The organism is Sphingomonas sp. CFBP 13706, assembly GCF_014842355.1.
Taxonomy (GTDB): Bacteria; Pseudomonadota; Alphaproteobacteria; order Sphingomonadales; family Sphingomonadaceae; genus Sphingomonas; species Sphingomonas aerolata.
Genome location: NZ_JACYVM010000028.1, coordinates 1 through 16,428 on the forward strand (window position 1 = coordinate 1; position 16,428 = coordinate 16,428).

Genomic DNA, 16,428 nt, shown 5'->3' on the forward strand with positions numbered 1-16,428 from the left:
GATTTTAAGCCGGTGCCAGCCGGCGCCGAGGCCGACTTCTTCAACACAATCGGGCGACAGCGGAAAGGCGGCTTTCAGGGGCCGCTTTGACGATCGCGAACGTCGCGACGTGGTGGAAAGTCGCCGTCCCGATCCACAAGCTATAGGATGCCGACTGCACCATCGGCCCAGATCGCCAACGCAGCTAAGATGACGCCGCAAACGAGAGACATTCGTAAGACCGACTGGTCAACGACCCGAACAATCAGCTCAATCGCAAAGCCGACAACGGCGAAAATGGCGGCAGCCGCGCTGAAATCCGCACCTGTCCAACGCACCTCGTCGGTGAACAACATGGCGACGGCCGGAAGTAGGAGTAAGCCTCCGAGGCAAGCCCAGAGGGCTAGACGCCAGCGTCCGAGATTAGCTGCGCGAGAAATGGCCGATACAGTCACAGAAGCTCTCCATCGAGGCTAACTTCACATGCGCCTTCGATGTCTGCAAGTGGGCGTAAATGAGCTGCATGGATAGAAAGGAAAGCGGACGCTGGCAGTTAGTGTGAGCCGAACCACACCCCCGCGACGTAGGCTATGCGGCCACCCCAAGTGAGCGCTGTGAAAACTCCGCATACAATCAATGCTGCGTTTCCCAAATCCACCAGCTTGCGGCTCATTCTACTACGCTCCATCATTCAGGTTCTGACAGCGTATTTATCCATTCGAATGTCTGCAAGTGGGCGAAAGCCGAACGGCAGCCTTTCCGTCCGACAGCAGTCATTCCGGCACTCCGCTTTTTCCAAGCTTTAGATCGCGAGTGAGTTTGGCAAGGAGGGTGCGGCTACATCCAGTCGCGTCCATTATTTCACGCCATGACCGGCCATCGCGCAGCATGGTCGCGATAGCGGCATTACGAGCCTTGTTCTCCGGACGACCCTTGTACAGGCCGGCCGCCTTGGCGCGAGCGGTTCCTTCTGCCTGCCGGCGACGCCGGTCCTCGTAGTCCTTGCGCGCGACTGCCGCTAGGACGTCCAACATCATGCTGTTGACGGCCGCGAACATGCGGGCAGAAAAGTCATCAACAGGTGTCGCCAAGCCCCATGAGGTTGGAAGATCGAGCGCCACAATCCGCACCTGCTTTGCGTCGATTTCCGCACGTAGTCTGATCCAGTCGGCGGAGCTGAGGCGAGATAGCCGGTCTACCTGCTCAACCAAAAGCACATCGCCCGGCTCACTATCTGCCAACAGGCGGAATAGCTCGGGACGGTCCAACTTGGCCCCGCTCTCATTCTCCATATAACGCGCCGCGATCCGAAGCCCGCGCTCGGCCGCAAAAACATCAAGAGCGCCACGAGCGCGGGATGCGTCCTGCTCGGAGGTGGAGGCGCGGAGATAGGCGCGGATAAACATTGTTCCAGTCTGCTATAAGCAGTCTCTGTACGTCTAGTCTTTTTTACGTTGTTTTCGAGTCTAAAAGGGACCGGGCGCAAGCCGGTCTTGGAAAGGCATACGTTAAAAGCACCGGAGATTATGCACGTGGGGCAGCTTCACGTCGATGAGCCATAATCCAAACGGTGTGGTACAAACGAGGCTCGCTGGCATACCGTGGGGACGGTTGCTGCTAAGCCGGGATATCCCTAGAAGATGATGACGATACTGATCAGAGGTACAGAGGCCGTCATGACGCTACAGATCAACATAACGCCAAACGGGCGCATGAGCCTGCCCGCTGACGTTCGCAAGCGGTTGGGCCTGACGGGTGGCGGTGCGGTATATCTCGACGAAACCGAAGATGGCGTTGTTCTGCGAACCGCCAGCCAAGCGGTGGCAAGGGCGCAGGCGCTGGCCGAGCAATATACCGGCGGTAATCCCGACGCCTCTGTTGACGCATTCCTCAATCGGCGTCGCGAAGATAGCGGCGAATGAGCGTGGTTCTCGACGCCTCGGCTCTCATCGCAATGATCAAGGGTGAAAAGGGATCTACCAAGGTTGCAGCCGGTATCGCCGGTGCGCGAGTGAGCAGCGTGAACTACGCTGAGGTGGTGACCCACTTCATTCATACCGGAATGCCCGAGCGAGAAGTTGATGCCATGCTTGATCCGCTGCCACTGACGGTAGTGCCGGCCGACAAGGCCTTGGCGAAAATCGCCGGGCGGCTGCGCGCCGCGACGGCCGAGGCGGGCCTTAGCCTTGGAGATCGCTTTTGTCTGGCTCTAGCCCGACGGGATGGATTGCCCGCTTGGACCAGCGACCAGAACTGGAAGAAGATCGCGGATGCAGTCGAGGTCAAGATCGTGACGATCCGCTAGAACTTGGCGGGAAGGGCAGGGGGCAACCACCTGTCGATCCTCTGGAAGCGGAAGGTCTGCATCCTGGTGGAAAACCGCCTGTCCGCTGTTGGGCGGCGTTTCGGCGAAAGCTGCCGGGCGACTTCCGACCCATAGTAAGTCATTCAGGACAACTTTTCTGCTCCCTGAAAGCCGCCGTCCGGCCGCGCGGTTGGCTGCGGCTCAGCTGAACGAGCCGGGCACCGGCTCCTGCGTAGCGACACCGTTAACGCACAGGTTAGCGTGTCGCAGATGTGCGTTGAAAGTCGCGTAATTCCGCGACTGACATTCGCGACAGCTACGCCGTCAGCCGACCACGCTTGAGCTGGTGTAGCGAAACTCAGGATATTCGCGACAATCCTCCCACTAACCCATGACGATCATCTCGGTCGCGATCAGCGCGAGCAGGACCATGACGAGCTGGCGGAAGCGCTCAACGGGCAGACGCTTGATGAGCAAGCACCCCGCCCAGGTGCCAACGATCATCGCCAGCCCCATCGCGATCGCCAGCGGCCAGAAGGTTGGTCCAAGGTCGATCGTCGCGCCGTAAACAATTGTCTTGGCACTGTGCATCACGATCGAGGCGACCGCGTCACTCGCGACATAGGCAAGCGGTGGCAAACCGAGGCTCAGGAACACCGCTGCGCCGAGCGGCCCGGCGCTCCCGACTAGCCCGGACAACAGGCCGGTCACACCGCCCCCGATCACCAGCACGCGGCGCGAGGGTTTAAACGCGATCATGCCCGTGGCCTTCAGGATGACGAACAGCAGGATCGCCACGCCCACGATCCGCGCAACGAGCGCCGTCGGTAGCGACGCGAACGACAATGCGCCCAGCATCGAGAACGGTATGGCAGCGGAGAGGAACAGCAACACGGGCCGCCAACGGATTGGCGCCAGCCCAGCCCATCCCGGCCGGCGCACCGTTGCCGATGATCTGGACGATCGTCAGCAGCGTCACCGCTTCGGTCACGCCGACGACTTAAATCAGCAGCGGCAGCAACAGCAGTGCCCCGCCAAACCCGGCCGAACCCGAGATTGCAGCAGCCGCAAATGCACCGACGATCAGCAGCCCATATTCGATCATTGGTGTCATCGGTCGAACCGCGGCATGACCGACCAGTGTTCCAGCTGCTTGTAGACGATCACCTTGTCGCCGAGCAGGTCGCCATGTCGCCGGCAGAACCGGTCGAGCTGGTCGCGTTCGCCGACGAGTTCGACGCAGATCGTCAGATGGGGATCGGCCGCCTCCGATCCGTTCTCGCGGATCTGGCCGTGGTTGCTGAACCCATAGTGCGTGTGTTGCGCGACGGCATTGATGATGCCGTCTGGATTAGCTCGCGATAGAGCGGCTTGGCAGCCCACAGCGTACGCAGGCTGCGCTCACCAATTCGGTCGGACGGTTTCATGTAGATACGCAGCATGCCGATTTCGCGATGCTGGACGGTGAAACGATTGGGCATGGACAAACCCTCGATTGGTGGGGGGATCAGGAGCGTGGGCTTCGCGAGGCGCGGTGTGCCCGCGCCTCGCGAAGCGTCGCGTTCGGGGTGAGGCCGGTCGCCGGCACCTTCGGCACCGCGACGCGCTGCGACAGGTAGATGCCGTTATGACCGGAGCAGAGGTAGGCGACGAAGCAGGCCACCGCGATCGGCACCGCATAGGCAGCGCCGAACAGTTCGATGCCCATGAAGGTGCAGGCGAGCGGGGTGTTGGCCGCGCCCGCGAACAGCGCGACGAAGCCGAGCGCGGCGAATACGCTGGTGGGCACGCCGAACATGGGGGCGAGTGCGTTGCCGAGCGCCGCGCCGATGAAGAACAGCGGTGTCACCTCGCCACCCTTGAAGCCGGCGCTGAGCGTGACGACGGTGAACAGCAGCTTGATCGCCCAGCTCCACGGATGCGTGTCCGGTCCGAAGAAGCTGGCGATGGTGAGGCTGTCGGGCGTCGCTGCCAACGTGCCGAGTCCGAGATAGTCGCGCGTTCCGAACAGGTAGACGAGCGCGATGACCGCGATGCCGCCAATGGCGGGGCGTAACGGGCCATAGGAGACGATGCGCTTGAGCCACCCGCCGAGCGTGTGATTGGCTTCGGCGAAGGCGAGACCGACCAGCCCGAACGCAACCCCGGCGACGCCCGCCTTGGTGACGAGCAGCGCATCGACCGGCACCAGCGCATCGATCCGGTAGACGCCGTGATGGATGCCCCAGGCAAGGCACGTCCAGTCGCCGACCAGTGCCGCGACCAGGCACGGCACCAGCGCGCGATATTCGACACGCCCGATCGCCAACACCTCCAGTGCGAACACCGCCCCTGCGATGGGCGTGCCGAACACCGCGCCGAACCCGGCCGCAATGCCCCCCATCAGCAGGATGCGGGTGCCGTCAGCATCGAGCTTGAGCGCGCGACCGAAACCGCTGGCGAGACTGCCGCCCAACTGGACGGCGGTGCCTTCGCGCCCGGCCGAACCGCCAAACAGATGGGTCACCACCGTGCCGAAGAAGATCAGCGGTGCCATCCGCAGTGGCACCCCCCCGCCCGGTTCGTGGATCTGCTCGACAATAAGGTTGTTGCCGCCCTCCACCGAGCGGCCGGTCAGATGGTAAAGCAGTCCGACCACGAACCCGCCGATCGGCAGCAGGTAGAGCAGCCAGGGAAAGGCAAAGCGAAGCCGGGTCACGGCATCGAGGCTCCACAAGAAAGCCGCGCAGAGCGTTCCCACCATTGCGGCCATCGGGACCAGGATCAAGGCCCATCGCAGCACCGACATGGCATGGGTGCGGCGATCGCGAATGAACGCTGCCATGTTGAACTGGTCGTAGAGATTGCGAAATGTCGCGCGCACGATTCCTCCTTGCTGCCTTGCGGCGCCTGGTAGGAATCATCGACCCTTGCGAGGGCGGTTCGGCCGAATGGCCCGGCGGAAATCCATCGCCGTGCCGAGCATATGCTGTCCGACGGCGACCTGGTCAACCATCGGCAGGGTCACGATGAGACCATTGTTTTGCTGAGGATCAATAATTGGCTCAACCATGGAATAAATCTCGACGGGCGTCGTCTACGCTTTCGAGACTGATGCGCCGGAGGCTTATGCGTAGACGAAATTGGATGCTGGGTCTGACTGCTTCGGCCATGCTCACCGGCGCAGTCGCGGCCGCCCCCGCCGATGGCTACGCCAGCATGGTATCTGCCGCGATGGACCGGATGATGGCGGGCATGATGGTCAAGCCGTCCGGCGACGTCGACCGCGACTTCGTCGCAATGATGCTTCCGCATCACCAGGGCGCCATTGATATGGCGGTGGCAGAGCTGCGCTACGGTCATAACGAGCAGCTCAAGCGCATTGCGCAGGAGATCATCATCGATCAGCAGCAGGAGATCGCCGCCATGAAGTTGGCGATTGGTCAGCCGCTACCCCCTTCGACGCCAGCCCCGACGCAGGGCGGCGACTACCACAGCCATATGGAGCACTGACATGATCCGGACCTTCCTGCGCTCGGCCGCCTTGCTGATGAGCGCCGCACCGGGCATTGCCATGGCCCAGCAGGCGCCGTGGAACGCCAAGGACGTGCCTGTCAGCCACCGCGACCGCGTCTATGCATCCGAACAATTCTCCAACACGGTGTCGGTGACGGACCCGGCCGACAACAGGTTGCTCGGCGTCATCAAGCTCGGCGATCCGCAGCCGATGAATTTTTCCCCGCTCTACAAGGGGCAGGTGCTGGTTCACGGCCTCGGCTTCTCGCCGGACGGGAAAACACTGGCGGTCGTGTCGATCGGATCCAACGCCGTGTCGTGGATCGACACCGCCACCAACACCGTCAAGCACACGACCTATGTCGGGCGCAGCCCGCATGAGGCGTTCTTCACGCCGGACGGCAAGGAGGTGTGGGTTACGGTACGCGGCGAGGATTACATCGCCGTGCTCGACCCCAAGACGTACAAGGAGACCGGTCGCATCAAGACGCCCGGTGGTCCGGGCATGACGATCTTCTCTCCCGATGGCCGATACGGCTATGTCTGTTCCTCGTTCAATCCGGTGCTGGCCGTGTTCGATGTCTCGACCCACGCGCAGGTCGGACAGGTGGCGCAGCCGAGTCCGTTCTGTCCCAACATCGCCGCGACGCCGGACGGCAAGCAGGTGTGGTTCACGCTGAAGGACATCGGCAAGACGGTCGCATTCGATGCCAAGCCGCCTTTCGCGATCCTCAAGGTGCTGGATACCGGACCGATCACCAATCACGTCAACTTCGCCCGCACGGTCAGGGGACAGTTCGCCTATGTCACGGTAGGCGGGGAAAACGCGGTGAAGGTGTTCCGCACGTCCGACTTCGCGCTTGTCGCCACCATCCCGGTCGGCAAGATGCCGCACGGTGTCTGGCCATCGGGCGACGGCCGGCGCATCTATGTCGGGCTGGAGAATGCTGATGAACTTGCCGCGATCGACACCGCCGGCAACAAGGTCGTTGCCACCGTGCCGGTCGGACAGGCACCGCAGGCGATCGCCTATGTGCCGAACGCTATTCCGACAGGCCTCGGCACCGACAATCTTCAACCGCTCGGTACGGCAGGCAAGGCGGTGCATCTGAACATGGGGCCGGTTCGCGGCAATGGTGCTGCAAGCAGCATTACCCTCTTCGACCAGGGCATCATTCAGGTCGTGCAGAGTGCCGTTACCGGTTTGCAGCCCAAGAAGCCTTACATGCTCGTGCTCACCGCCAACGCGGACGGCAGCGGTGCGGTAGAGCCGCTTGCGAACTTCATGAGCAATCCGGCAGGTGCGGCGATCGTCAACGCGTCGGGTCCGATCCGGCAGATCGTTCAAGGCAGCACCGCGGCACCCCGGCGTTTTCTGGCGGTCGCCGAGGTGGTGAACGGCGCTCCGGGCCGCATCGTGCAGGTGCAGCGCGACTGAGATGGACCCGCTTGCCGCCGCGATCGAGCCACTGATCCCCGGTCTGCGCCGCTATGCCCGGTCGTGGTTGCGCGATCCGGCGATGGCGGATGACGTGGTGCAGGATTGCCTTGAGCGCGCGGTCGGGCGCTGGCGCCAGCGACGGGGTGCGGAGGTCCGCCCATGGGTCTACGCGATCCTGCACAATCTGTTGGTCGACCATCAGCGGCAGCACAGTCGGCGAGGTACGGCGGTTCCGCTCCACCTCGTCGACGACGCTGCGCTCGGCCGCCCGGCCGATCAGGACGTAGGCCTGCACCACCGAGACCTGTTGCGCGCACTTGATGCGTTGCCCGAGGAGCAGCGGACGGTGCTGCTCCTCATTTCCGTCGAAGGTCTGTCATATGGGGAAGTCGCTGCCGTCGTCGGCGTGCCGCTGGGAACGGTGATGTCGCGCATATCGCGGGCGCGCGACCGTCTGGCGACGCTCCTCCGCGAGGGTGAACGGCCACGATTAAGGAGTATTCGATGACCAGCCCGATCGGAGAGGACGATCTGGCCGCGTGGATCGATGGAAGGCTGTCGCCCGAGCGGCAGCGTCTGGTCGACGCTTACCTTGAAGGCCAGCCGGACGTGCATGCCCGTTTGCGGGAGCAGGCGGAGCAGGCGCGAGCCCTTGCGTCCCTGTTCGCTCCCATCGCGGAGGAACCGATCCCGGCGACGATGCGCGTCGCAGCCATCAGGGGACGGCAACGCCAACCGCCTTGGCAACTCGCCATCGCCGCGTCGCTTCTGCTGGCGGTCGGATTTGGCGGTGGTTGGTCGAGCGCGCGGTGGAGCGGCGAACCCCACGCGGGCATCGCGGCGCTGGCCAATGAGGCGAGCGACAATTTCCGTGTCTATGCCGCCGACCGGATTCGACCGGCGGAAATCGGCCCCGACCAGCGCGCCATGCTGATCCGATGGACCTCCAGCCGATTGGGTGAGCGCGTGACCATCCCGGACCTCAGCACAGCGGGTTACCGCTATGGCGGGGGGCGATTGGTCGCGACGCCCCACGGCCCTGCAGCGCTGCTCCTCTATGATGGACCGCAAGCGTCGAAGCTTGCGGTGCTGACGAGGCCCATGCAAATCGACAAGAGCGCAAGCATGACCAGCACGTCCAGCGGGACCATGGGCCGGGTCACATGGGCGGTCGACGGGATCGGCTATAGTGTGGTGGGGGAGCGCCCCGCTGCCGAGCTGCATCCGATCGCCAACGAGGTCCAGCGCCAGGCCGATGCGGCGCTTGTGTCCTGATAGCACCTGGCCAGTTCTCAGCGCCGACAGGCACTGGGCGGACCAGCGGGATCACGGCTTGCGCGCGGCATCGTTCCGGTCGGCCTCTGCCGGAGTCAGCCTGGCCCGTTCGCGAATGCGACGTTCGAGTGGAGCGCCGACGAACAGTACGAGCATCGCAAGGCTCAACCCGCCGATGATGAGCGGCCACACCTCCAACCCTGCTGCCGCGCCGATCGTGGCTGTTACCCAGATGCATGCGGCAGTCGCCAATCCATGCACTTCCTGACCCTGGCCGACCCGCAGCACAGCGCCGGCACCGATGAAGCCGACGCCGGACAGAATGCCCTGCATCGCCCGTCCTGCGGCATCGGCGTTCACATTCGGCAAGCCACTGTGTACGATCGCCTGCACGGCGATGCAGCTCGCCAGACCGACGAGGCCCAGCGTCCGCAAGCCCATGATCTGCCGGTTCTCGCGCGAGCGTTCCCAGCCGAGCACCATCCCAGCCGCGGTCGCCACCACCAGCCGCCCGATCGCATCGATCCAAAAGCCGAGATCCGGTGCCGCTGACGCTTCGATCATTCGACCAGCACGTGCACATGATGCCAGGCGGTGCACAGATAGCCAGCGAAGTTCCACATCGTATCCGGCCGCTCGGGCTGACCCTGTCCAGTGTCGTCGAAGGCGCGCACGACAAGGTGCTGGCGCCCCTTGTCGAGCGTGGCGTCGAGGGTCCAGCGCCGCCAACCCCAGTGCGCCTCCGGATCATCGGTGAACGTCGCCTGTTGCCAGTCGCGACCACCGTTTACCGACACTTCGACCCGAGAGACGCGGCGATCATAGGCGATGGCATAGCCCTCGATCCGCACCTCCCCGGCCGGCAAGCTTTCGCCAGAGCCGGGCACGCAGATCGCGGCGTTGAGCGGCATGGCATTGATGGTCAGACCCTGGCTCCAGTCGACGGTGTCGCTCGTCACATCGGCAGGAAAGAGCTTGTAGTCGTGCGCCTGGATCGGTGCGTCGGATGGCGTCTCGCGCACCTCGATCCGTGTCAGCCATTTGGCGCTCCGCACCCCGGCATAGCCCGGCACCACCATGCGGATCGGTGCGCCGTGTTCGGGCGTCAGCGGCTCGCCGTTCATCGCCCAGGCAATGAGGACGTCGGGTTGCCGCGCCTTGTCCATGGCGATCGAGACCCCGAACAATGCTTCCTCGCCTTCGACGTCCACCTCGTCCGCTCCGGTGAACGCCACGAACAGGTCGGACGCATCCGGCGCACCGACGGCATCCAGTACGTCGGACAGTCGTACGCCGGTCCACTCCGCATTGCCGATCGCGCCCACGTCCCACGGGTCGCCGGACGTTTTTGCGAACTGCTGAAGATCCGTGCGCCGGTTGCCGGCGCACTGGAGAACTGCCGTCACCGTCCGCGTGGCCAACGCGCTCTTCAACTCCTCCACCGAGAAGGAGCGTCTTTCCATGCTCATCCCGCTGACCTCGATCCGGTGATCGGCAGGCAGATCAGGCACCGCACCATGGCTGCGCACGTAGAACAGCGCCTGCGGCGTCAGGAACCGCTCGATCAGCGCGCCGGGCGTCGGCTCGGCGTTGTAGGGCTCGGATTTGCGCTCGATCATATCAGTCATGGACGAACCAACGCCGCAAGCGCGCGGATCGCTTCAAATCTTCAAGACTATCGCAGACGAAGGATTACCGATCGTTCCGATATCCAGATTGAAATAAACGGATCAAACGGTTGGTCGTATCGATAAGATTGCGCGATATAAGCTGCATGACCCTGGAGCAACTCAGAATATTCGTCGGTGTCGCCGAGCGCGAACACGTCACCAAGGCAGCGGAGGTGCTGAACGTCACGCAGTCCGCTGCCTCCGGCGCGGTCGCGGCCCTCGAAGCGCGCTACGGGGTTCCTCTGTTTCACCGTGTCGGGCGTGGCATCCAGCTGACCGAAGCAGGCCGCGGCTTTCTGGAGGAAGCGCGCGCAGTGCTGGGGCGGGCAGCGCATGCCGAGACGATGCTGGCGGACTATGCCGGGCTTGCCCGTGGTTCGTTGCGGATCGTCGCAAGCCAGACGATCGCGAGCTACTGGTTGCCGGCAAAGCTCGCCTCCTTCTACGAACGCCACCCGCAGATCGCGGTCGAACTGGCGATCGACAACACCGAAGGTGCAGCAGCGCAGATCCTGAGCGGCGCGGCGGAGCTCGGTTTCGTCGAGGGCGAGGTGGACGAACCGGCGCTCGCCCTCTGGAATGTCGGGCGTGACCCGATGGTGCTGGTCGGCCATGAGGACGCCGGGCGCGTCGACGAGGACTGGCTTCGCGCTGCACGCTGGATCGTCCGCGAGCAGGGTTCGGGCACGCGCTCGACCTTCGAGGACGTGCTGCGAACGCGCGGGTTTGATCCGGCCCAGCTGACAGTAGCGATGACGCTGCCGTCCAACGAGGCGGTGCGTACCGCGGTCGAGGCCGGTGCCGGCGTCGCTGTGTTGTCGCGATTGGTCGTCGCACGCGCGCTCAAGGCCGGCGATCTGGTCGAGTTGCCGCTTGGGTTACCCGATCGCGCCTTCCACGCGCTGCGCCACAAGGAACGCTATCGCACCCGCGCGGCCGACGCGCTGACGGACCTCATCAAGGAGCAGGTCGCATGACTGCCGACGCACCTTCGGCCCTGACCGGCCTCAAGCCGCTAAGCAGGCTCGATCACCCGCGCGAGATGATCCGCCAGTTCACACCCAACTGGTTCGCCGCGACGATGGGCACCGGCATCCTCGCTCTCGCGCTGCCGCAGGTGCCCAATATCGGCCCCGCGCTCAAACCGATTGGCGAGGTGTTGTGGTTCTTCAACATCGCGCTCTTCATCCTGTTCGCCGGTCTCTATGGCGCGCGCTGGGCGATGTTCGGGCATGAGGCACGGCGCATCTTCGGCCACAACACCGTGTCAATGTTCATCGGGACCATTCCGATGGGCTTGGCGACGATCATCAACGGATGCCTCGCCTTCGGGATCGCGCGGTTCGGTAACGGCATCGTGCCGGTCGCACACGTCCTGTGGTGGATCGACGTCGCCATGTCGCTCGCCTGCGGCGTGTTGATCCCCTACCTGATGTTTACCCGCCACGAGCACAGCCTGGACGGCATGACTGCGGTATGGCTGCTGCCGGTCGTCGCAGCGGAAGTGGCGGGTGCCAGCGGCGGGCTGCTCGCGCCGCATCTGACCGATCCTCACGCGCAGATCGTGACGCTCGCCACTTCCTACGTGCTGTGGGCCTATTCGGTGCCGGTCGCGTTTGGCATCCTCGCTATCCTGATCCTGCGCATGGCGCTCCACAAGCTCCCGCACGAGAGCATGGCGGCATCCTCTTGGCTTGCGCTGGGGCCGATCGGCACCGGGGCGCTGGGTATGCTGGTGCTTGGGGCGGATGCGCCGGCGATCCTCGCGGCGCATGGGCTGGTCGGTGTCGGTACCGTCGCGCAAGGGATCGGCGTCGTCGCCGGGCTCTGTCTGTGGGGTTTCGGCCTGTGGTGGCTGGCGCTCGCGACGCTCATCACCATCCGCTACTGGCGCGCCGGCGTCCCATTCAACCTTGGCTGGTGGGGCTATACCTTCCCGCTCGGCGTCTACACCGTCGCCACCTTCCGCCTCGGTACGACGCTGAACCTAGGCTTCTTCGGTATTGTCGGCACAGTGCTGACGGTCGCGCTCGCGGCGATGTGGCTGCTGGTCGGTGCCAAGACACTCGCCGGAGCATGGCGCGGCAACCTGTTCGTCTCGCCCTGCATCGCTACCCCGAACTGATCCACCCTGATGATCGGATCAATCGGTCCGATCACTTGCAGAACGCCGCTTCGAACCGCCAGCGTGGCTGGCCACAGGAGAGCCTTGTCATGGACAATTTTGACGCCGCGCTGGCGAGTGAAACCAGCCGTCGCCGCTTTCTCAGGCGTACGGCGCTCGGCACCGCCGGCCTTGCCGCAGCACCTGCGCTGGCGCAGCAGCTCGTCGACCTGAAGCTGCCTGGCGGCAATGCCGAGCGGCCGATGACCAGCGCCTTTCCTGGCAAGGGCAGCATGATCCTCCAACGCATCCATCCTCCGCTGTTGGAGACGCCGATGGACGTGTTCGACAAGTCGGTGTTCACGCCCAACGACCAGTTCTTCGTTCGCTGGCACTGGGCCGACATTCCAACCTCGATCGACGTCGAGAGCTTCCGCCTCAACGTCTTCGGCCACGTCAACCGACCGCTGTCGATTAGCCTCGCCCAACTGCTGCGCCTGCCGCGGGTCGAGATGGCGGCGGTCAACCAGTGTTCGGGCAACAGCCGTGGGCTGTTCCAGCCCCGGGTCGCCGGCGCGCAATGGGGCAACGGCGCGATGGGCAATGCCAAATGGCTCGGCGTGCGCCTGCGCGACGTGCTGGACCTCGCGGGGGTCAAGGCAGGCGCGGTACAGGTGCGCTTTGGCGCGCTCGATCAGCCGGTTGTGGCGGACGCCCCTGACTTCGAGAAGGCGCTCGACATCGACCATGCCCGCGACGGCGAAGTGATGATCGCCTTCGGCATGAACGGCGAGCAGCTGCCGCTCCTCAACGGCTTTCCCTGCCGGCTGATCGTCCCGGGCTGGTATTCGACCTACTGGGTCAAGATGCTGAACGCGATCGAGGTACTGCCCGGCCTTGACGACCAGTATTGGATGGCCAAGGCCTACAAGATACCGGCGACACCCGGCGCGAATGTCGCGCCCGGTGCCAAGGACTTCCCGACCGTGCCGATCAATCGCATGATCCCGCGCAGCTGGATGACCAGCCTGCCCGATGGCCAGGCGATCGCCTATGAGGCGTCGATCCCGGTCGGCGGCATCGCGATGGGCGGCGATTGCGGCGTCGCCAAGGTCGATGTCTCGTCGGATGGTGGGCGCACTTGGTACAAGACGACGCTCGGAGTGGACGAGGGCAGGTACAGCTTCCGTCGGTGGGATGGTCGCGTGCCGCTGAGACGCGGTCCCAACCCGATCATGGTGCGCTGCTGGAACACCAATGGGGTCGCCCAGCCGATGAAGCCGATCTGGAACCCGGGCGGGTTCATGCGCGGCAACATCGAAACCACCACCATCATCGCGGCCTGAGGAGCGAGTAGCATGAAGACCCCGTCTACCGGCATCATGGCCGCTGGCCTGATCGGCCTGACCGGTATTATCCTCGTCTCGATCGGGGCGCCGAGCAGCCGCAAGGCGCCTGCCCCGATCTCCGAGACATCCGAGCCGGCACCGCCCACCAGCGTCTCAGCCCGCGGCTTTTCGCTCGCCTCGACCAGCGTCGACCTGCCGGTCGATGACGTTACCTACCCCGATGGTCCGCACGCCGACGTCATCAACGCCAACTGCACTTCGTGCCACTCGGCTAGCATGGCGCTGACCCAGCCTGCGCTATCGGCGGATCAGTGGAAGGCGACCGTCACCAAGATGCGCGAAGTGTACAAGGCTCCGGTGGCCGAGAAGGACGTCAACGCGATCGTCGCCTATCTCATCGCTATGCCGAGCCACAAGGCGGCACCCGCGACAGGCAAGGCACAGGATCCCGACCCCAAGGCGGCTCCCGATGCCTCAGGTGGAACAGGCTAACCGATCTCCTTCCATAATCCCGAAATACCATCGTTTGTGGGACGGTCGCCAGCAGTGAACTGCAACGCGCCGACACTGCCTTGCGAGCGGACAGAAGGAAGAGCTTCAACCCTCAATGAAGCTTCATCGGTGCCGTTTGGTAGGGTGCCGTTTGGTCCTCCTTGGTTAGGACTCCAGGCGGACCAAAGGGCCAATCCGAGCTAAATTCTTAATGTCCCTTTTTGGCGGAAATCGGACCGGCCAGAGTAGGAACGCAGAGGGTATACCTGAAACGCACCGGCGGGAAATTAAGTATATAGAGGCGAGGCGGCAGGAAGGGGGACGGGGAGGGCGGTATTCGTCTGGAAAGCGGACGGACCGGAAGCGCCCAGTTGCGGACAATCAAGCGCGCGGCAGCAAAGTCCAATACCAGTCATTTGTTCATGCAACCTGACCTTGCAAGGGGCGCGCACAATCTGCCCTGCTCGTACAGTTCAGGTGACCGTCTCCTTACGAGGCCGCGACGGCCCACATCGGCGCTTTACGCGAGATCATCCAGTCCCCGATCGCAGGGCGGATGAAGAAGGCGATTATATCAATGATCGCGTGGGCGATCATGACCCGCATCAACGATCCATGATGAAGGTAGTAAACCGTCAACAGCGCGCCCGCAGCCGTGGTGGCGAGCATCCCCTTTAAGCCATAGTGCGCGTGCGCCAGGCCGAAGCCCAACGCTGACACCACCAGCGAGACCGCAAGCGAGCCCGTGACCTGTAGGAGCAGCAGCGGAAGCGCCAGCCGGAAGAACAGCTCTTCACTGAAACCGGCATTAAGGCTCAGCAACAGCGCGAGAATGGCTTCGCGACGGTTGCGGGGGATCAGCGCTTGGTCCGGGCCCGCTCGCGGCAAGAGGCTTTTCTTAAGCCTCCACCACTGGATCGCGAGAGATAGCCCGATCCCGACGAAGAGGCCGATCCCAATCTGCAGCGATCGATCGCTCGAGACCTCTTCATCGGACTGTAGCAACCGGTTCGCCGGTGTGAAGGCCGAAGGAAATCCTTCGAAGGGCCACAGCGCGTGCGCTAGCCAAAGGCTGACGACGCTTGCACCCACGAAAACCAGGAAGCTTTCGACCAGCCATCGGCGGTAGAGGTTCTGCCGCTCCGTCGTGTCGGATTGCGTCTGGAACCGTGCATACGCGGTAATATCCCGCCGCACCCACCACGTTCCCCCGACGAGCATGACCGCGATCCAAGCTGATGAGAGCACCATATTCGTTTCTTCCCTGTCAGTTTCCTTGTTGGAAAGTGATCATTGCTTTCCGTTCAGTCAAGTCGTAAGTTGCTGGTATGGAAAGTGAGCGACAGTTCGCGGGAGAATGGTGCATGAACGAGATGGAGGCGGCGCAGTCGCTGGAACTGATGCGGACGACGCGCGGGGCATTGGCCGCGCGGGCGAAATGGTCCTTAGCGCGCCATGCGGCGGTTGGACTGCTGTTGGGCGGGCTGATCGCTGGCTATGCGCTGCCGGGTCCATGGCCGATGGTCTTGGCTGGCGCATGCATGGCCGCCACGGCGATGGTCGTCGCCCGCGATCGGCGACGGGACGGATTCTTCGTCAGCGGGTATCGGTCCGGGCGCACGTGGTGGGTGACGTTCGCGATGCTGCTGGTCGGGTTGGCTGCGCTGGTGGGCGCGATCGTCCTAAAGCAGCGCTATGGCATTACTTGGGCGCCGGTCGCGATTGGAGGCGGCATGGCGGTGTTCGCTACGATAATGAGCATCGTGTGGGAGCGGATGTACCGGCAAGAGTTGGATGGAGCGCGGCATGGGCGCTGAACGGCTGGATTCGCTAATCCACCCTCCGGCGCGGCTACAACTCATGGCGTTGCTGACCGACGTGAGCGAGATGGAATTCGGGACTGCGCGCAACATCCTGGGGGTCAGTGATTCGGTGCTGTCCAAGCACCTCGCGCAATTAAGCGATGGTGGATACATCGAGTTGCGGAAGGCTACGGTCAACACCCGGCAAAGGACTTGGATCGTCGGCACCGCGGCGGGGCGAAAGGCCTTCAAGGGGCATGTCGCGGCGTTGCAGGCACTTGCGTCAGGACGGGTGCCTTCGACTGCGTGTCAGCAAGCGTAACGTATGAGACCGGGTTGCGCAGACGGTGTAGGAACGGCTTGATCGACAGGCTTACACGAGAAAGTCTCGTTTCCGCGTTCCACGAATTCCAGACATTCCGCTTCCGCCCGATTGTGTTGAAAAAGCTGGGATCGGCCCGCGGGCAGGCCCGTAGTTTGAAACAGAGCTAGACGCGCGCGGCGCCTCAGGCGGGT

At 63.7% G+C, this 16,428-nt stretch carries 20 protein-coding genes and 1 riboswitch; of the genes, 12 read left to right on the plus strand and 8 right to left on the minus strand.

The window, feature by feature from the left end; all coding sequences use genetic code 11:
• Positions 1-140: 140 nt before the first annotated feature.
• On the minus strand, positions 141-335 hold the full coding sequence (locus IFS44_RS20820) for a hypothetical protein (protein WP_192099954.1): 195 nt from the start codon (positions 333-335) through the stop codon (positions 141-143).
• 417 nt (positions 336-752) lie between these two features.
• Positions 753-1,385: a recombinase family protein gene (locus IFS44_RS20825; protein WP_192099956.1), complete on the minus strand. Its 633-nt coding sequence runs from the start codon at positions 1,383-1,385 to the stop codon at positions 753-755.
• A 270-nt stretch (positions 1,386-1,655) separates the two neighbouring features.
• Here IFS44_RS20825 and IFS44_RS20830 point away from each other — a divergent pair, with 270 nt between their 5' ends.
• Positions 1,656-1,901, plus strand: a complete 246-nt coding sequence (locus IFS44_RS20830) for an AbrB/MazE/SpoVT family DNA-binding domain-containing protein (protein WP_055818096.1) — start codon at positions 1,656-1,658, stop codon at positions 1,899-1,901.
• Complete coding sequence (locus IFS44_RS20835; protein ID WP_192099958.1) at positions 1,898-2,284, plus strand: type II toxin-antitoxin system VapC family toxin; 387 nt, start codon at positions 1,898-1,900, stop codon at positions 2,282-2,284. The genes IFS44_RS20830 and IFS44_RS20835 overlap by 4 nt, the downstream gene beginning before the upstream one ends.
• A gap of 384 nt (positions 2,285-2,668) precedes the next feature.
• On the opposite strand, the gene IFS44_RS20840 is transcribed toward IFS44_RS20835, so the two are convergent.
• The 3 genes from IFS44_RS20840 to IFS44_RS20850 all read right to left on the minus strand — a co-directional run bounded on the left by IFS44_RS20840 (position 2,669) and on the right by IFS44_RS20850 (position 5,147).
• Positions 2,669-3,178 (minus strand): sulfite exporter TauE/SafE family protein, encoded by a 510-nt coding sequence (locus tag IFS44_RS20840; protein ID WP_197977994.1) that lies wholly within the window; start codon positions 3,176-3,178, stop codon positions 2,669-2,671.
• Between the two features lie 216 nt (positions 3,179-3,394).
• A complete protein-coding gene (locus tag IFS44_RS22505) occupies positions 3,395-3,667 on the minus strand; it encodes a DUF190 domain-containing protein (protein ID WP_235513449.1) in 273 nt (90 codons plus the stop codon).
• Positions 3,668-3,791: 124 nt separating this feature from the next.
• The gene (locus tag IFS44_RS20850) at positions 3,792-5,147 is read right to left on the minus strand and encodes a voltage-gated chloride channel family protein (protein WP_055817299.1); all 1,356 of its coding nucleotides are present in this window, start codon (positions 5,145-5,147) and stop codon (positions 3,792-3,794) included.
• Positions 5,148-5,170: 23 nt separating this feature from the next.
• Positions 5,171-5,247: riboswitch (Fluoride riboswitch) on the minus strand.
• A 163-nt stretch (positions 5,248-5,410) separates the two neighbouring features.
• Here IFS44_RS20850 and IFS44_RS20860 point away from each other — a divergent pair.
• The 4 genes from IFS44_RS20860 to IFS44_RS20875 are packed head-to-tail and all read left to right on the plus strand — an operon-like array spanning position 5,411 to position 8,495.
• Positions 5,411-5,776, plus strand: coding sequence for a DUF305 domain-containing protein (locus IFS44_RS20860; protein ID WP_235528336.1), 366 nt, complete (start codon positions 5,411-5,413; stop codon positions 5,774-5,776).
• Between the two features lies 1 nt (position 5,777).
• The gene (locus IFS44_RS20865) at positions 5,778-7,217 is read left to right on the plus strand and encodes a YncE family protein (RefSeq protein ID WP_055817296.1); all 1,440 of its coding nucleotides are present in this window, start codon (positions 5,778-5,780) and stop codon (positions 7,215-7,217) included.
• 1 nt (position 7,218) lies between these two features.
• Positions 7,219-7,728, plus strand: a complete 510-nt coding sequence (locus IFS44_RS20870) for an RNA polymerase sigma factor (RefSeq protein ID WP_055817293.1) — start codon at positions 7,219-7,221, stop codon at positions 7,726-7,728.
• Positions 7,725-8,495: an anti-sigma factor family protein gene (locus tag IFS44_RS20875; RefSeq protein ID WP_055817290.1), complete on the plus strand. Its 771-nt coding sequence runs from the start codon at positions 7,725-7,727 to the stop codon at positions 8,493-8,495. Before IFS44_RS20870 ends, IFS44_RS20875 begins: the two co-directional genes overlap by 4 nt.
• Before the next feature lie 51 nt (positions 8,496-8,546).
• On the opposite strand, the gene IFS44_RS20880 is transcribed toward IFS44_RS20875, so the two are convergent.
• Both IFS44_RS20880 and IFS44_RS20885 read right to left on the minus strand, forming a co-directional pair.
• On the minus strand, positions 8,547-9,059 hold the full coding sequence (locus tag IFS44_RS20880) for an MgtC/SapB family protein (protein ID WP_192099960.1): 513 nt from the start codon (positions 9,057-9,059) through the stop codon (positions 8,547-8,549).
• Complete coding sequence (locus tag IFS44_RS20885) at positions 9,056-10,114, minus strand: sulfite oxidase (RefSeq protein ID WP_244650493.1); 1,059 nt, start codon at positions 10,112-10,114, stop codon at positions 9,056-9,058. Before IFS44_RS20885 ends, IFS44_RS20880 begins: the two co-directional genes overlap by 4 nt.
• A gap of 155 nt (positions 10,115-10,269) precedes the next feature.
• On the opposite strand from IFS44_RS20885, the gene IFS44_RS20890 reads away from it, so the two are divergent.
• The 4 genes from IFS44_RS20890 to IFS44_RS20905 all read left to right on the plus strand — a co-directional run bounded on the left by IFS44_RS20890 (position 10,270) and on the right by IFS44_RS20905 (position 14,110).
• Positions 10,270-11,142, plus strand: a complete 873-nt coding sequence (locus IFS44_RS20890; protein ID WP_056626652.1) for a LysR family transcriptional regulator — start codon at positions 10,270-10,272, stop codon at positions 11,140-11,142.
• On the plus strand, positions 11,139-12,290 hold the full coding sequence (locus IFS44_RS20895) for a TDT family transporter (RefSeq protein ID WP_056626653.1): 1,152 nt from the start codon (positions 11,139-11,141) through the stop codon (positions 12,288-12,290). Before IFS44_RS20890 ends, IFS44_RS20895 begins: the two co-directional genes overlap by 4 nt.
• Positions 12,291-12,379: 89 nt before the next feature.
• Complete coding sequence (locus IFS44_RS20900) at positions 12,380-13,615, plus strand: molybdopterin-dependent oxidoreductase (protein ID WP_056637869.1); 1,236 nt, start codon at positions 12,380-12,382, stop codon at positions 13,613-13,615.
• A gap of 12 nt (positions 13,616-13,627) precedes the next feature.
• On the plus strand, positions 13,628-14,110 hold the full coding sequence (locus tag IFS44_RS20905) for a c-type cytochrome (protein ID WP_055817270.1): 483 nt from the start codon (positions 13,628-13,630) through the stop codon (positions 14,108-14,110).
• A 489-nt stretch (positions 14,111-14,599) separates the two neighbouring features.
• On the opposite strand, the gene IFS44_RS20910 is transcribed toward IFS44_RS20905, so the two are convergent.
• Positions 14,600-15,361 (minus strand): CPBP family intramembrane glutamic endopeptidase, encoded by a 762-nt coding sequence (locus tag IFS44_RS20910; protein ID WP_197977995.1) that lies wholly within the window; start codon positions 15,359-15,361, stop codon positions 14,600-14,602.
• 113 nt (positions 15,362-15,474) lie between these two features.
• On the opposite strand from IFS44_RS20910, the gene IFS44_RS20915 reads away from it, so the two are divergent.
• Together IFS44_RS20915 and IFS44_RS20920 are read left to right on the plus strand one after the other, a co-directional pair.
• Positions 15,475-15,927 (plus strand): hypothetical protein, encoded by a 453-nt coding sequence (locus IFS44_RS20915; protein WP_192099962.1) that lies wholly within the window; start codon positions 15,475-15,477, stop codon positions 15,925-15,927.
• Positions 15,917-16,234 carry a transcriptional regulator gene (locus IFS44_RS20920; RefSeq protein WP_192099964.1) on the plus strand — a complete coding sequence of 106 codons (318 nt, stop codon included), beginning with the start codon at positions 15,917-15,919 and terminating at the stop codon, positions 16,232-16,234. The genes IFS44_RS20915 and IFS44_RS20920 overlap by 11 nt, the downstream gene beginning before the upstream one ends.
• Positions 16,235-16,428: the final 194 nt, after the last annotated feature.

Coding starts and splice junctions, on each gene's coding strand:
- IFS44_RS20820 (WP_192099954.1), bottom strand. CDS start 335: ATGTTGTTCACCGACGAGGTGCGTTGGACAGGTGCGGATTTCAGCGCG.
- IFS44_RS20825 (WP_192099956.1), bottom strand. CDS start 1,385: ATGTTTATCCGCGCCTATCTCCGCGCCTCCACCTCCGAGCAGGACGCA.
- IFS44_RS20830 (WP_055818096.1), top strand. CDS start 1,656: ATGACGCTACAGATCAACATAACGCCAAACGGGCGCATGAGCCTGCCC.
- IFS44_RS20835 (WP_192099958.1), top strand. CDS start 1,898: ATGAGCGTGGTTCTCGACGCCTCGGCTCTCATCGCAATGATCAAGGGT.
- IFS44_RS20860 (WP_235528336.1), top strand. CDS start 5,411: ATGCTGGGTCTGACTGCTTCGGCCATGCTCACCGGCGCAGTCGCGGCC.
- IFS44_RS20865 (WP_055817296.1), top strand. CDS start 5,778: ATGATCCGGACCTTCCTGCGCTCGGCCGCCTTGCTGATGAGCGCCGCA.
- IFS44_RS20870 (WP_055817293.1), top strand. CDS start 7,219: ATGGACCCGCTTGCCGCCGCGATCGAGCCACTGATCCCCGGTCTGCGC.
- IFS44_RS20875 (WP_055817290.1), top strand. CDS start 7,725: ATGACCAGCCCGATCGGAGAGGACGATCTGGCCGCGTGGATCGATGGA.
- IFS44_RS20880 (WP_192099960.1), bottom strand. CDS start 9,059: ATGATCGAAGCGTCAGCGGCACCGGATCTCGGCTTTTGGATCGATGCG.
- IFS44_RS20885 (WP_244650493.1), bottom strand. CDS start 10,114: ATGATCGAGCGCAAATCCGAGCCCTACAACGCCGAGCCGACGCCCGGC.
- IFS44_RS20890 (WP_056626652.1), top strand. CDS start 10,270: ATGACCCTGGAGCAACTCAGAATATTCGTCGGTGTCGCCGAGCGCGAA.
- IFS44_RS20895 (WP_056626653.1), top strand. CDS start 11,139: ATGACTGCCGACGCACCTTCGGCCCTGACCGGCCTCAAGCCGCTAAGC.
- IFS44_RS20900 (WP_056637869.1), top strand. CDS start 12,380: ATGGACAATTTTGACGCCGCGCTGGCGAGTGAAACCAGCCGTCGCCGC.
- IFS44_RS20905 (WP_055817270.1), top strand. CDS start 13,628: ATGAAGACCCCGTCTACCGGCATCATGGCCGCTGGCCTGATCGGCCTG.
- IFS44_RS20910 (WP_197977995.1), bottom strand. CDS start 15,361: ATGGTGCTCTCATCAGCTTGGATCGCGGTCATGCTCGTCGGGGGAACG.
- IFS44_RS20915 (WP_192099962.1), top strand. CDS start 15,475: ATGAACGAGATGGAGGCGGCGCAGTCGCTGGAACTGATGCGGACGACG.
- IFS44_RS20920 (WP_192099964.1), top strand. CDS start 15,917: ATGGGCGCTGAACGGCTGGATTCGCTAATCCACCCTCCGGCGCGGCTA.